9 protein-coding genes are annotated in these 14,489 nt (G+C 69.2%); all 9 read right to left on the bottom strand.

Features of this window, described 5'->3' with window-relative positions:
• Positions 1-80: 80 nt before the first annotated feature.
• The 9 genes from KY5_RS29930 to KY5_RS29890 all read right to left on the bottom strand — a co-directional run bounded on the left by KY5_RS29930 (position 81) and on the right by KY5_RS29890 (position 14,376).
• Positions 81-551: a Dps family protein gene (locus KY5_RS29930; RefSeq protein WP_098245132.1), complete on the bottom strand. Its 471-nt coding sequence runs from the start codon at positions 549-551 to the stop codon at positions 81-83.
• Positions 552-730: 179 nt separating this feature from the next.
• A complete protein-coding gene (locus KY5_RS29925; protein ID WP_062782970.1) occupies positions 731-1,102 on the bottom strand; it encodes a helix-turn-helix domain-containing protein in 372 nt (123 codons plus the stop codon).
• 109 nt (positions 1,103-1,211) lie between these two features.
• Positions 1,212-1,736, bottom strand: coding sequence for a CinA family protein (locus tag KY5_RS29920; protein ID WP_234363232.1), 525 nt, complete (start codon positions 1,734-1,736; stop codon positions 1,212-1,214).
• A 53-nt stretch (positions 1,737-1,789) separates the two neighbouring features.
• Positions 1,790-2,473, bottom strand: coding sequence for a CDP-diacylglycerol--glycerol-3-phosphate 3-phosphatidyltransferase (gene pgsA, locus KY5_RS29915; RefSeq protein ID WP_098245131.1), 684 nt, complete (start codon positions 2,471-2,473; stop codon positions 1,790-1,792).
• Complete coding sequence (gene rimO / locus KY5_RS29910; protein ID WP_098245130.1) at positions 2,470-3,951, bottom strand: 30S ribosomal protein S12 methylthiotransferase RimO; 1,482 nt, start codon at positions 3,949-3,951, stop codon at positions 2,470-2,472. The genes pgsA and rimO overlap by 4 nt, the downstream gene beginning before the upstream one ends.
• Positions 3,952-4,068: 117 nt before the next feature.
• Positions 4,069-4,938 carry a helix-turn-helix domain-containing protein gene (locus KY5_RS29905; RefSeq protein ID WP_098245129.1) on the bottom strand — a complete coding sequence of 290 codons (870 nt, stop codon included), beginning with the start codon at positions 4,936-4,938 and terminating at the stop codon, positions 4,069-4,071.
• 210 nt (positions 4,939-5,148) lie between these two features.
• Entirely contained in the window at positions 5,149-7,932 is a 2,784-nt protein-coding gene (locus KY5_RS29900) for a DNA translocase FtsK (RefSeq protein WP_098245128.1), read from the bottom strand.
• 125 nt (positions 7,933-8,057) lie between these two features.
• Positions 8,058-8,741: a response regulator gene (locus KY5_RS29895; RefSeq protein ID WP_098245127.1), complete on the bottom strand. Its 684-nt coding sequence runs from the start codon at positions 8,739-8,741 to the stop codon at positions 8,058-8,060.
• Between the two features lie 244 nt (positions 8,742-8,985).
• On the bottom strand, positions 8,986-14,376 hold the full coding sequence (locus KY5_RS29890) for a HAMP domain-containing protein (protein WP_199843295.1): 5,391 nt from the start codon (positions 14,374-14,376) through the stop codon (positions 8,986-8,988).
• Positions 14,377-14,489: the final 113 nt, after the last annotated feature.

The following is a 14,489-nucleotide window of genomic DNA, read 5'->3' as shown; positions in this document are numbered from 1 at the left end:
GAAGCGCCCTCGCACGCCACAGGGTCACCCCCGTACCGCGCGAGGGCGCCCCCTCGCTCCCCAGTGGGCCCTCAGGCCCGTCAGCTGTTCTCCGCCTGGAACATCCAGTGGTGCTTCTCGAGGTCGGCCGTGATCCCGATGAAGATGTCCTGGCTGACCGGGTCCGCCTCACCGGTCGCCTCGACCCGCTCACGCATCCGCGTGATCACGGCGCCGAGCGCGTCGACGAGCGTCCCCACCGCGTCCGCGTCCTTGACCCAGCCGTCCCCGACCGTGCCGATGCCGCTGCTCTGCGCCACCGTGACGGCGCGGCCGTCCGGCGAGACGCCGAGCGTCGAGGCGCGCTCCGCGACGGTGTCGGAGTGCTGCCTGGCCGTGTCCACGACCTCGTCGAGCTGCAGGTGCACGGAGCGGAAGCGCGGGCCGACCACGTTCCAGTGGATCTGCTTGGCCACCAGCGACAGGTCGACCAGGTCCACGAGCGCGCCCTGCAGCGCCTCCGAGACCGTCTTGAGATCCGCGTCGGACAGCGGGCTCTTCACGACGTACATCTGTCTCCTCCAACTCATCCACGAACAAGAGAAATCCCCACCAACCATGGCATATAAGAGCCATATAGGTCACTTCGGGGTACTTCAGCCCGTACGGAAACACGAAAGCCCTGGCCGGGTACCCGGCCAGGGCTTTCACAAGCATGAGCGCTCAGGGAGCGAACACCATCAGCGCGACATCACGCGGCGACGACGTCCACCGCCTCCGCGGGCGCCTTGATCGTTACCCGTTCCGGTGGCACACCGGCCACGGAGACGGAATTGAGCATCGGGCGAACCGGTGCGCGCACCGGTTCCGCTGCTGCAGACTCAGCCAGCTCGGCGAGCGACAGTTCATCGCTCACTTCACGCATGAGCTCGGACATCCGTACGTCAAGCGCGTCGCAGATCGCGGAAAGCAGCTCGGAGGATGCCTCCTTCTGCCCCCGCTCCACCTCGGAGAGATAGCCGAGCGAGACTCGGGCGGACGAGGAGACTTCGCGCAGAGTACGGCCCTGGCGCTGGCGCTGCCGACGCAGCACGTCACCCAGCAGGCGACGGAGCAGAATCATCGGTGGCTCCCTCCTCGGACCGCGTAGCCGCATCCTTCACGCCCCACCGTACCGCCTCGCGCGGCGGCCGTGCGGGGAGCGATGTCGTGTTCACTCAGGGCTGCAAACATCAATTCCCCCCGTTCTGTTCCGTATCCTGTGCCCGCCCATTCTCGGCACGTTCGCCGGAGAGCTGCTCCAGAAGCAGTGTGAGCACGCTCCGTACACTCTCCCTACGGATTTCCGAACGGTCGCCGTTCAACCGCGGAGCGGTCACTTTCCCCTCGGCTCCGCCATCGGCGTAACCGCGCACGCCTTCGGCATCCGGACCCACGACCGCCAGATACACGGTCCCGACGGCCTGCCCGTCCTGCGGATCCGGGCCCGCGACGCCGGTGGTCGCGATCCCCCAGTCCGCGCCGAGCGCCTTGCGCACACCGGCCGCCATCTGCCGCGCGACCTCCGGGTCCACGGCCCCGCGCTCGGCCAGCAGAGTGCCGTCGACGCCCAGCACGTCCCGCTTGAGGTCGGTGGCGTAGGCGGTGACGGAGCCGCGGAAGACCTTCGAGGCCCCGGGCGCCGCCGTGATCTCGGCGGCCACCAGGCCCCCGGTCAGCGATTCGGCCACGGCGAGCGTCTCGCCGCGAGCGGCCATCAGGCGCAGCAGCCTGCTCGCCGACACCGCGGTGGCCGAGAGCCCGGGGGACGTCACTTCGCGGCCTCCTCGGCCGCCTGAGCGGCGGACTCCCGTGCCTCGGCCATGCCCTGCCTGCGCAGCACCACGGCCTGCTTCACGTAGTCGAGTCCGGTCACCACGGTCAGCACCACGGCGACCGCCATCACCCAGAACCGCAGCGTCGCGAGCGGCCCGGTCAGCGCCAGGACGTACATCCCGACCGCCGTGCCCTGCGCGAGCGTCTTCATCTTGCCGCCGCGACTGGCCGGAATGACCCCGTAGCGGATCACCCAGAACCGCAGCAGCGTGATCCCGAGCTCACGCCCGAGAATGACCCCGGTCACCCACCACGGCAGGTCCCCGAGCCAGGAGAGACAGATCAGCGCGGCGCCCATGATCGCTTTGTCGGCGATCGGATCGGCGATCTTCCCGAAGTCCGTGACCAGGTTGTACGTGCGCGCCAGATGGCCGTCGAAGAGGTCGGTGATCATGGCGACGGCGAAGGCGGCCCAGGCGAAGGAGCGCCACGCCGGGTCGTACCCGCCGTTGCCGAGGAGCAGCATCACGAAGCCCGGCACGAGCAGCAGCCGGACCATCGTCAGCAGGTTCGCGACGTTCCACAGGCTGGCCTGGTTGACGGCCGCAGCGCCCAGCTTCCCGCCGCGCACCGGCTGCGCGCCGGAGCCGCCAGACGCGGATGCCGGGACTCCGGTCATCTGCCGGCCTCCTCTGGACACTCAGCCACCAAGTCCACGCCCTCCGTGCCGACGACCTTTGCCACGACCATACGGCCGACCTCCAGGCCGGCCCCACCGGTGGCGCCCGTCAAGCGGATCTGGCCGTCCGTCTCCGGGGCCTGGTGCGCGGCCCTGCCGAGCGGGCCCTCCTCCTCGTCGAGGGACTCCACGAGCACCTCGACGCTCTCGCCGAGCCGCTCGTCAGCGCGCTGCGAGGTGAGCTCCTCCGCGAGCCGCGAGATGTGCGCGAGCCGCGCGTCGACGACGTCCTGGTCGAGCTTCTGCTCGTAGGTCGCCGCCTCGGTGCCCTCCTCGTCGGAGTATCCGAAGACGCCGATGGCGTCCAGTCGCGCGCCCGTCAGGAACCGCTCGAGCTCCGCCAGGTCCGCCTCGCTCTCACCGGGGAAGCCCACGATGAAGTTGGACCGCACACCGGCCTGCGGCGCCTTGGACCTGATGGTCTCCAGGAGCTCCAGGAAGCGGTCGGTGTCCCCGAAGCGCCGCATGGCGCGCAGCACGCCCGGCGCGGAGTGCTGGAAGGACAGGTCGAAGTAGGGGGCGACCTTTTCGGTCGAGGTGAGCACGTCGATCAGGCCCGGCCGCATCTCGGCGGGCTGCAGGTAGCTGACGCGGACCCGCTCGATGCCGTCGACGGCCGCGAGCTCGGGAAGCAGCGTCTCCAGGAGGCGGATGTCGCCGAGGTCCTTGCCGTACGAGGTGTTGTTCTCGGAGACGAGCATGACCTCCTTGACGCCCTGCTCGGCGAGCCAGCGGGTCTCACCGAGCACGTCGGAGGGCCGGCGCGAGATGAAGGAGCCGCGGAAGGAGGGGATGGCGCAGAAGGAACAGCGCCGGTCGCAGCCGGAGGCCAGCTTCACGGAGGCGACGGGGTTGGTGCCGAGGCGTCGGCGCAGCGGCGCGCGCGGCCCGGAAGCGGGCGCGACGCCCTCGGGCAGGTCCTGCGGGATCACCGCGGCCTCGACGGGCGCGTGCCCGGGAAGCGCGACGGCCGCCTGGGCGTCCTGCCGCTCGGCCGGACTGATCGGCAGCAGCTTGCGCCGGTCACGCGGGGTGTGCGCCTCGACGCTGCCGCCGCTCAGGATGGTCCCCAGGCGGTTGGAGATGTCGGCGTAGTCGTCGAATCCGAGCACGCCATCCGCCTCGGGCAGCGCGTCGGCGAGCTCCTTGCCGTACCGCTCGGCCATGCAGCCGACCGCGACGACGGCCTGCGTCTTGCCGTGCCCCTTGAGGTCATTGGCTTCGAGGAGGGCGTCGACGGAGTCCTTCTTGGCGGCCTCGACGAAACCACAGGTGTTGACGACGGCTACGTCCGCGTTCTCAGCGTCCTCGACGAGCTGCCAGCCGTCCGCCTCCAAGCGGCCTGCGAGCTCCTCCGAGTCCACCTCGTTACGGGCGCAGCCAAGAGTGACAAGGGCGACAGTACGGCGTTCGGGCATGGTCTCAAGACTACTTCGTCCCTGCCTCGGCACCCGCCGCCAGGGTTACCCGGCGGTCAGCCCGGGGTCGCCGCCGCGTCACCGGGCCTTTCCACGGACCCGGCCCTGACCTGCCGCTCAGCCGACCTCGGGGTCGCCCTTGGTGTACGTGAGGCGCTCGACCTGGCCGGGTTCGAATTCGTTGTCGACCTGCTTGCCGTTCACGTAGAGCTGGATCGCGCCCGCGTCGCCGAGGACGAGGGCGATCTTCTGCTTGTCCTGGAACGTCTTGGCCTGGCCCTGCTCCAGGACGCCGTCGAAGAGGGTGCGTCCGCTGTGGTCCTTCGCCGAGATCCAGCTGCGGCCGTCCGCGGCGTCGACCTTGACCGTGACCTTGTCGCGCGGGACACCGGCGACGGCGCTGTCGGACGGGTCGGGCTTGGGGTCGGCGGGCTTGTGGGGCTTGGGCTTCTCCGCGGTCTTGGAGGGGGCGGGCGTGGAGCCCTCGGCGACCGACTTCGAGCCGTCGCCGTCGTCGCCGCCGCTGAACGCGGTGAAGCCGACGAAACCGATCACCGCGACGATCGCGGCGACCATGGCGGCGGTCCAGTTCGGACGCCGCGGCTCGGAGCGGATGCGCTCGGCCTCGAAGAGGGGCGCCGCCGGAGTGGGGGCGGGCGGGTGTCCGCCGTGCCCTTCGTCGTACTGGGCGAGGAGCGGGGCCGGATCGACACCGGCGGCGCGCGCCAGCGTTCTGATGTGGCCGCGGGCGTACACATCGCCGCCGCATCGCGAGAAGTCGTCCTGTTCGATCGCGTGCACGATCGGAATGCGCACGCGGGTGGACGAGCTGACCTCGTCGACGGTCAGGCCGGCGGCGACGCGCGCCTGCTGCAGGACCTGGCCGATCGAGGGCCGGTCGTCGGCCGGACGGTCACCCGAAGGGATCTCGTCCGCGAGGCGGTCGTCTGAAGGGCGGTCGTCTTCAGGGGAGTTGCCGATGGACACGGGGGCGCCTTTCGAGCGTGTAGCCACCTGCCGGAGGTTCATTTTATGGGGGTCTTGAAAGGGTGGGGCAACCGGGCGGACGGAGTTTGTACGCCATCAGAATGGCCGGACATCCTGATGGTGGGACATCGTGCTGCTCTTCCCCTCAACTTGACGTACGCCGAAGGGAAACGGTTGCCCGGCGATCCCATACGGGTGAGCCGCCCACCCTTACGGCTGAGCCTCCCCGCGGATCACGGCCAGCACGCCATCCAGCTCGTCAGGTTTCACAAGAACGTCACGAGCCTTGGATCCCTCGCTCGGGCCCACGATCGAGCGCGACTCCATCAGGTCCATCAGCCGTCCCGCCTTGGCGAAGCCGACGCGCAGCTTGCGCTGGAGCATCGACGTGGACCCGAACTGCGTGGAAACCACCAGCTCAGCGGCCTGGCAGAGCAGGTCGAGGTCATCGCCGATGTCCTCGTCGATCTCCTTCTTCGGCTTGCTGCCGACCGTGACGTCGTCCCGGAAGACCGGCGCCATCTGGTCCTTGCAGTGCTGGACGACGGCGTGGATCTCGTCCTCGGTGACGAAGGCGCCCTGCATGCGGGTGGGCTTGTTCGCGCCCATCGGCAGGAACAGACCGTCACCCTTTCCGATGAGCTTCTCCGCGCCGGGCTGGTCGAGGATGACGCGGCTGTCGGCGAGCGAGGAGGTCGCGAAGGCGAGCCGGGACGGCACGTTCGCCTTGATCAGACCGGTCACGACGTCCACGGAGGGACGCTGCGTGGCGAGCACCAGGTGGATGCCGGCCGCGCGCGCGAGCTGCGTGATGCGAACGATCGAGTCCTCGACGTCGCGCGGCGCGACCATCATCAGGTCCGCGAGCTCGTCGACGATCACCAGCAGATACGGATACGTCTTCAGCTCGCGCTCGCTGCCCTCGGGCGTCTTGAGCTTGCCGTCGCGGATGGCCTGGTTGAAGTCGTCGATGTGCCGGTAGCCGAACGCCGCGAGGTCGTCGTAGCGCAGGTCCATCTCGCGGACGACCCACTGGAGGGCCTCCGCGGCCCGCTTGGGGTTGGTGATGATCGGCGTGATCAGGTGCGGGATGCCCTCGTACGCGGTGAGCTCGACGCGCTTGGGGTCCACGAGGACCATCCGCACGTCCTCGGGCGTCGCTCTTATCATGATCGAAGTGATCAGGCAGTTGATGCAGGACGACTTGCCGGAACCGGTGGCTCCGGCCACCAGGATGTGCGGCATCTTCGCCATGTTCGCCATGACGTAGCCGCCCTCGACGTCCTTGCCGAGCGCCACCAGCATCGGGTGGTCGTCCTCGGCGGCGTCCGCGAGGCGCAGCACGTCGCCCACGTTGACCATCTCGCGGTCGGTGTTCGGGATCTCGATGCCGACCGCGGACTTGCCGGGGATGGGCGAGATGATCCGCACGTCCGGCGAGGCGACGGCGTACGCGATGTTCTTGGCGAGGGCCGTGATCTTCTCGACCTTCACGGCGGGGCCGAGCTCGATCTCGTACCGGGTGACCGTCGGTCCGCGCGTGAAGCCCGTGACGTCCGCGTCGACCTTGAACTCCGTAAAGACGTTCGACAGCGATTCGACGACCGCGTCATTGGCCGCGCTGCGCGACTTGCCGGGCCCGCCGCGCTCCAGGAGGTCGAGCGAGGGCAGCGAATAGGTGATGTCACCGGAGAGCTGAAGCTGCTCGGCGCGCGGCGGCAGGTCGCGCGGGGCCTCGGGCGAGGACTTGGTGAGGTCCGGCACGAGGCTCTCAGCGGCCTCCTGCGGCTTCTTCTTGAGCTTGCCGGGCACGGGGGCGTCCGTGGCGCGCGCGGTCGGCACAGGGGCCGCCCGCTCGCGCTCCTCCCGCTGTTCGCGCTCCTCGCGCTCCCCCGACACGCCCTGCGTCAGATCGGCGACGAGCGGCGAGGGCGGCATGCCGTGCAGCACGGCACCGTCCAGAGCGGCGGCCGCGGCGGCCGCCACGTCCACGGCGTCCATCGGACGGTCCATGTCCGGCTGTACGGGAGTCCTGCGCGGCCTGCGGCGCTTGGCGAGCGCCTCCTGCTCCGCCTGGTCCGGCTCGTACGCGTCGGGTGCGGCGGAGCGCCGCCGCGAGGAGCGCGCGGGCAGCGCCTCGCGCCACTGGTCCTCGTAGCGCTCGTCGTCCTGCGTGAAGTCGTCGGCCTCGGGCTCCTCCTGGATCACGCCGAGCTTCACGCCGAGCAGCCGCAGCCGCTGCGGGATGGCGTTGACGGGCGTCGCCGTGACGACGAGCAGCCCGAAGACGGTGAGGAGCACCAGGAGCGGCACCGCGAGGATCTCGCCCATGGTGAAGATCAGCGGCGTGGACGCACCCCAGCCGATCAGGCCACCGGCGTCCCTTATCGCCTGCATGCCGTCGCTGCGCGCGGGCGAGCCGCACGCCACGTGGACCTGCCCGAGCACCCCGATGACCAGGGCGGACAGACCGATCACGATGCGGCCGTTGGCCTCGGGCTTCTCCGGGTGCCTGATGAGGCGTACGGCGATGGCGCCGAGCAGCAGCGGAACGAGGAGGTCCAGACGGCCGAAAGCGCCGGTCACCAGGACCTCGACGAGATCGCCGACGGGACCGCGCAGATTCGACCAGGTGCCCGCGGCGACGATCAGCGCGATGCCGAGGAGCAGGAGCGCCAGCCCGTCCTTGCGGTGGGCAGGGTCGAGGCCCTTGGCGCCACGCCCTATGCCGCGGAACATCGCGCCGACCCCGTGCGCGACACCGAGCCAGACGGCGCGTACGAGCCGGTACACGCCCCCGGTGGGGCTGGGCGCGGGCTTCGGTGCGGGCTTCTTCGCGGGCGCCTTCTTGGCAGGTGCCTTCTTTGCGGGCGCCTTCTTCGCCGCCGACTTCTTCGCGGGCGGTTTGGCAGCGGCCTTCTTCGCCGGAGCCTTCGTCGGCGCGGCCGCCTTCTTCGCGGGCGTCTTCTTGGCTGCGGACTGACGTGAGGCCATGGGTGTGAGGTTACCGGTGCGGGCCACTGTGGACACGTGTGCCCACTGCTTCACCCGTCTGTGTCGCCCCTGCGGGGTCCGTCAACTGACGGGGAATCAACGGACCCGCGGGGCTCCATGGCACGTCAGTTCTGCGAGGGGACCGAGGGCGTGCCGCTGCCCGTGCCCGGCTCCAGCGCGTCAAGAGCCCGGCGCAGCCCGGTCAGTTTGCGTTCGAGATGGGCCGCGGTGGCGACCGCCGCCGCGTCCGCCGACTCCTCGTCCAGCTGCTTGGAGAGCGCCTCGGCCTGCTCCTCGACGGCCGCGAGCCGCGCCGAGAGCTCCGCGAGCAGACCCGCGGGCTCCTTCGCGTCGCCCGCCGCGGACTTGCCGCCGCCCTCCAGCTGGAGCCGCAGCAGGGCCGCCTGCTCCCGCAGTTGGCAGTTCTTCATGTACAGCTCGACGAACACCGAGACCTTCGCGCGCAGCACCCACGGATCGAACGGCTTGGAGATGTAGTCCACCGCTCCCGCGGCATAACCGCGGAACGTGTGATGCGGTCCGTGGTTGATGGCGGTGAGGAAGATGATCGGGATGTCCCGGGTCCGCTCCCGCCGCTTGATGTGCGCCGCGGTCTCGAAGCCGTCCATCCCCGGCATCTGGACGTCCAGCAGGATGACCGCGAAGTCGTCCGTGAGTAGTGCTTTGAGCGCTTCCTCCCCGGACGATGCCCGCACCAGTGTCTGATCGAGCGCAGAGAGGATGGCCTCCAGCGCCAGCAGATTCTCCGGCCGGTCATCGACCAGGAGGATCTTGGCCTTCTGCACCATGGCCCGCCCTCCTCGCCCCGGCGGTACACCGGGCGCCGCCCCAGAGGACGACTCCCTTGCGCCGTCCGTCCTTGTGCCGGTCATGGTAGCCGCACCCCGCCTGTCGCCACACCCTGTCACCGCGATGTCACTGTGCACGTAGCAGAAACGCGGTGGGAGACCAGAAGGTTCCCCGAATACCGCGCTTCTACACGGCCTCGGCCACACTCTGTCAGCAACTCCGTGTGACGAAGCCGGTTCTCGGTCACTCCGCGCGCATCCACTGCTCCATCACCGACAACAGGTGGTCGGGGTCGACCGGCTTCGTGACGTAGTCGGAAGCTCCGGAGTCGATCGCCTTCTCCCGGTCGCCCTTCATCGCCTTCGCCGTGAGCGCGATGATCGGGAGCCCGGCGAACTGCGGCATCCTGCGGATCGCCGTCGTCGTCGCGTACCCGTCCATCTCCGGCATCATGATGTCCATCAGAACAACGGTCACATCGTCGTGCTGTTCCAGGACTTCGATGCCCTCGCGGCCGTTCTCCGCGTACAGCACCGACAGGCCGTGCTGCTCCAGGACGCTCGTGAGCGCGAAGACGTTGCGGATGTCGTCGTCGACGATCAGCACCTTCTCGCCGCCGAAGTGGAACGAGGGCCTCGCGGTCGGCGCCTCCGGCGCCGGCGAGGGCCACTGCTCCTGCTGCCGCTCCTGGGAGCCCGCGGCGGGCAGGGCCGGGGGCTCCTGCGCGGGCGCGGGCCTGCGCCGCCTCCGGAAGAGCGCCGCGGGTCCCGTGGGCGCCTCGTGGTGCACCACGGTGCCCTCGGTCGGCACCGCGTCGTCGGCCGCCGGGGACTCCTCGATGGCGGGCAGTTCACGCGGCGCGGGCGGGGCCGCCAGCTGCGCGTAGCCCTGGGGCGGCAGTTCGCTCGGGTGCAGCGGCAAATAGAGCGTGAAGGTCGAGCCGCGGCCCGGCTCGCTCTGGGCGTGGATCTCGCCGCCGAGCAGCCGCGCGATCTCCCGGCTGATCGACAGGCCGAGCCCCGTGCCGCCGTACTTCCTGCTGGTCGTGCCGTCCGCCTGCTTGAACGCCTCGAAGATGACCCGCATCTTGCTGGCCGCGATGCCGATGCCGGTGTCGGTCACCGAGAAGGCGATCAGATCGGCGTCGGCGTCGCGCAGCGAGCCCGCTTCGAGGAGCTGCTCGCGGATCGCGTTGGGCACGTCGTTGTTGGCGTGCCTGATCACCAGCTCGACCGCTCCGGAGTCGGTGAACTTCACCGCGTTGGACAGGAGGTTGCGCAGCACCTGGAGCAGGCGCTGTTCGTCCGTGTGCAGCGTCGCGGGCAGCTCCGGGGAGACCCGTACGGAGAAGTCGAGGCCCTTCTCCGCGGTCAGCGGACGGAAAGTGGCCTCTACGTAGTCGACGAGCTGGACCAGGGCGATGCGCGTCGGGGAGACGTCCATCTTGCCCGCCTCGACCTTCGACAGGTCGAGGATGTCATTGATGAGCTGCAGCAGGTCCGAACCCGCTCCGTGGATCGTTTCGGCGAACTCGACCTGCTTCGGCGTGAGGTTCGCGTCGGCGTTGTCGGCGAGCAACTTGGCAAGGATCAGCAGGGAGTTGAGCGGCGTGCGCAGCTCGTGCGACATGTTCGCCAGGAACTCGGACTTGTACCGCATCGAGACCGCGAGCTGCTCGGCGCGCTCCTCCAGGACCTGCCGCGCCTCCTCGATCTCGGTGTTCTTGACCTCGATGTCACGGTTCTGCTGGGCGAGCAGCTCCGCCTTCTCCTCCAGCTCCGCGTTGGAGTCCTGCAGCGCCTTCTGCCGGTTCTCCAACTCGGCCGAGCGCTCCCGCAGTTGCTCGGTCAGCTCCTGCGACTGCTTGAGCAGCACCTCGGTCTTCGTATTGACGCTGATGGTGTTCACGCTCGTCGCGATCATCTCGGCGATCTGGCTGAGGAAGTCCTTCTGGATCTGCGTGAACGGCTGGAAGGCGGCCAGCTCGATCACGCCGAGCACGGTCCCTTCGAAGAGCACCGGCAACACGATGACCTGCGCGGGCGGCGCCTCCCCGAGACCCGACGCGATCCGCAGGTAGCCGGACGGCGCGTTCTCCACGAGGATCGTGCGCCGCTCCTTGGCGGCCGTGCCGATGAGGGTCTCGCCGGGCCGGAACGACGTCGGCATGGACCCCATGGAGTAGCCGTAGCTGCCCAGCATGCGCAGCTCGTACGCGTCCTCGTGGTCGCCCCCGAGGTCCGTGCCGTCGTCCGTGGGCATCGCCAGGAAGAAGGCGCCGTGCTGGGCCGAGACGACCGGCGTCAGCTCGCTCATGATCAGCGAGGCGACGTCCTCCAGGTCGCGGCGGCCCTGCATCAGGCCGGAGATCCGCGCCAGGTTGCCCTTCAGCCAGTCCTGCTCCTTGTTGGCGAGGGTGGTGTCGCGCAGGTTGGCGATCATGGTGTTGATGTTGTCCTGGAGGACCTGGATCTCGCCCGAGGCGTCGACCTCGATCTTCAGGTTGAGGTCGCCCCGGGTCACCGCGGTGGCGACCTTGGCGATGGCGCGCACCTGACGGGTCAGGTTCCCCGCCATCTCGTTCACGGACTCGGTGAGGTCGCGCCAGGTGCCGTCGACGTCACGCACGCGTGCCTGGCCGCCCAGCTGACCCTCCGTGCCCACCTCGCGGGCGACGCGGGTGACCTGCTCGGCGAAGGACGAGAGCTGGTCGACCATCGTGTTGATGGTCGTCTTGAGCTCCAGGATCTCGCCGCGCGCGTCGATGTCGATCTTCTTGGTCAGGTCGCCCTTGGCGATCGCGGTGGTGACCATCGCGATGTTGCGGACCTGCCCGGTCAGGTTGGACGCCATCGAGTTCACGGACTCGGTGAGGTCCTTCCACGTACCCGAGACGCCCGGCACGCGCGCCTGGCCGCCGAGGATGCCGTCGGTGCCCACCTCACGGGCCACGCGCGTGACCTCGTCGGCGAACGAACTCAGCGTCGTCACCATGGTGTTGACCGTGTCGGCGAGCTGCGCGACCTCGCCGCGCGCCTCGACCGTGACCTTCTTGGTGAGGTCACCGTTGGCGACCGCGGCCGACACCTGCGAGATGTTCCGCACCTGGCTGGTCAGGTTGTTGGCCATCAGGTTGACGTTGTCGCTCAGGTCCTTCCAGATGCCGGTGACACCCGGCACCCGCGCCTGTCCGCCCAACTGGCCCTCGGTACCCACCTCACGGGCCACGCGCGTGACCTGCTCCGCGAACGACGAGAGCTGGTCCACCATCGTGTTGACGGTCGTGACGAGTTCGAGGATCTCGCCCTTCGCGTCGACGGTGATCTTCTTGGAGAGGTCGCCCATGGCGACGGCCGTGGTGACCTCGGCGATGTTCCGCACCTGCAAGGTGAGGTTGTTCGCCATGCCGTTCACGGACTGCGTGAGGTCCTTCCAGGTGCCGGAGACGCCCTGGACCTCGGCCTGGCCGCCCAGGATGCCGTCCGTGCCCACCTCGCGGGAGACCCGCGTGACCTGCTCGGCGAAGGCGGACAGCTGGTCCACCATCGTGTTCAGGGTGTTCTTGAGCTCCAGGATCTCGCCGCGCGCGTCCACGTCGATCTTCTGCGACAGGTCGCCGCGCGCCACCGCCGTCGCGACCTGCGCGATGTTGCGGACCTGCGCGGTGAGGTTCCCCGCCATGCCGTTCACGGAGTCCGTCAGATCGCGCCACACACCGGCCACGCCGGGCACCTGCGCCTGACCGCCGAGGCGCCCCTCGGTGCCCACCTCACGGGCCACCCGGGTCACCTGGTCGGCGAAGGCGGAGAGCTGGTCGACCATCGTGTTGATGGTGTTCTTGAGCTCCAGGATCTCGCCGCGGGCGTCGACCTCGATCTTCTGCGAGAGGTCACCGCGGGCCACCGCCGTGGTGACCTGCGCGATCTGGCGCACCTGGGACGTCAGGTTCCCCGCCATGAAGTTGACGGAGTCGGTGAGGTCCTTCCACGTACCCGAGACGCCGTCCACGCGCGCCTGCCCGCCGAGCCGCCCCTCCGTGCCCACGTCACGCGCCATCCGCGTCACCTGGTCGGCGAAGGACGACAGCTGGTCCACCATCGTGTTCACGGTGTTCTTCAGCTGGAGCATCTCGCCGGACACGTCGACGGTGACCTTCTGCGACAGGTCACCGTTGGCGACCGCCGTCGTCACCTGCGCGATGTTGCGCACCTGCCCGGTGAGGTTGCGGAAGGCGGTGTTGACGGAGTCGGTGAGGTCCTTCCAGGTACCGGCCGCGCCCTGTACCTGCGCCTGACCGCCGAGCTCACCCTCGACACCGATCTCCCGCGCCACACGCGTCACTTCGGAACCGAAGGCGGAGAGCTGGTCGACCATCGTGTTCACGGTGTTCTTCAGTTCGAGCATCTCGCCCGCGACGTCGACCGTGACCTTCTGCGACAGATCGCCGCTCGCCACCGCCGTCGTCACCGTCGCGATGTCCCGCACCTGCGTGGTGAGGTTGCGGAAGACCGTGTTGACCGAGTCGGTGAGGTCCTTCCACGTCCCCGCGGCACCCGGCACGTTGGCCTGCCCGCCGAGCTGGCCCTCGGCACCGACCTCGTTGGCCACGCGCGTGACCTCGTCCGCGAACGTGCGCAGCGTCTCGGTCATCTGGTTGATCGTCTCTGCGAGCTGGGCGACCTCGCCGCGCGCGCTCACCGTGACCTTCCGCGACAGATCACCGTTGGCGACCGCCGTGGTGACCTCCGCGATCCCGCGCACCTGCGCGGTGAGGTTGCCGGCCATCAGGTTCACCGAGTCGGTGAGGTCCTTCCACACACCGGCCACACCGGGCACCTGCGCCTGCCCGCCGAGCTCGCCCTCGGTGCCCACCTCGCGGGCCACCCGGGTCACCTCGGAGGAGAAGGAGGAGAGCTGGTCCACCATGGTGTTCACGGTGTTCTTCAACTCGAGCATCTCGCCGGCGACATGCACGGTGACCTTGCGGGAGAGGTCACCCTTGGCCACCGCCGTCGTCACCAGGGCGATGTCCCGCACCTGAGCCGTCAGGCGGTACGCCATGGTGTTCACGGAGTCCGTGAGGTCCTTCCAGGACCCGGACATCCCCCGGACCCTGGCCTGCCCACCGAGCTTGCCCTCCGTGCCGACCTCGCTGGCCACGCGCGTGACCTCGTCGGTGAACGTGGAGAGCTGGTCGACGAGGTTGTTGACGGTCCTGCCGACCTTCAGGAACTCGCCGCGCAGCGGATGCCCGTTCCCGTCGACCGCCTGGGCCCGCAGCTCCATCCGCTGCTCGAGATCACCGTCGGCCACGGCGGAGAGAACCCGGCCGACTTCGGAGACGGGACGTACGAGATCGTCGACGAGCGCGTTCGACGCGTCGATCGCGGCGGCCCACGAGCCCTCGCTCGCTCCCGCCTCGAGCCGTTCCGTGAGTTTTCCCTCACGTCCGACCATCCGCCGCACCCGTGACAGCTCACCTGTCAGATGCAGATTCCGGTCAGCCACCTCGTTGAAAACAGCCGCGATCTCCGACATGACGTCGTCGCCGGAGACCGTCAGGCGCTTGCGGAAGTTTCCGTCCCGCATCGCTACCAGCGCCGCCAGGAGCCTGTTCAGCGCCGCCGCGTCCACGGAAGCGGTCGCCCCGTTGCGTGGTTTGCGCTGTTTGTTCAGGGACTGTCCGTCTTTCGCGCGCGTCTTAGTGCCCCGCGTCGCTGCGCCAGACTCCACTGTGTCCCTCCCGC

Origin of the sequence: Streptomyces formicae, from assembly GCF_002556545.1 — a bacterium.
In the GTDB taxonomy this organism is placed as follows: Bacteria; Actinomycetota; Actinomycetes; order Streptomycetales; family Streptomycetaceae; genus Streptomyces; species Streptomyces formicae_A.
The sequence above is the reverse complement of the archived record's forward strand: the minus strand, read 5'-3'. Positions and strand labels throughout refer to the sequence as shown.

What these genes read in the sequence shown, in the direction of transcription:
- KY5_RS29930 (WP_098245132.1), bottom strand. Translation starts at nt 551, where the DNA reads ATGTACGTCGTGAAGAGCCCGCTGTCCGACGCGGATCTCAAGACGGTC.
- KY5_RS29925 (WP_062782970.1), bottom strand. Translation starts at nt 1,102, where the DNA reads ATGATTCTGCTCCGTCGCCTGCTGGGTGACGTGCTGCGTCGGCAGCGC.
- KY5_RS29920 (WP_234363232.1), bottom strand. Translation starts at nt 1,736, where the DNA reads ATGGCCGCTCGCGGCGAGACGCTCGCCGTGGCCGAATCGCTGACCGGG.
- pgsA (WP_098245131.1), bottom strand. Translation starts at nt 2,473, where the DNA reads ATGACCGGAGTCCCGGCATCCGCGTCTGGCGGCTCCGGCGCGCAGCCG.
- rimO (WP_098245130.1), bottom strand. Translation starts at nt 3,951, where the DNA reads ATGCCCGAACGCCGTACTGTCGCCCTTGTCACTCTTGGCTGCGCCCGT.
- KY5_RS29900 (WP_098245128.1), bottom strand. Translation starts at nt 7,932, where the DNA reads ATGGCCTCACGTCAGTCCGCAGCCAAGAAGACGCCCGCGAAGAAGGCG.
- KY5_RS29895 (WP_098245127.1), bottom strand. Translation starts at nt 8,741, where the DNA reads ATGGTGCAGAAGGCCAAGATCCTCCTGGTCGATGACCGGCCGGAGAAT.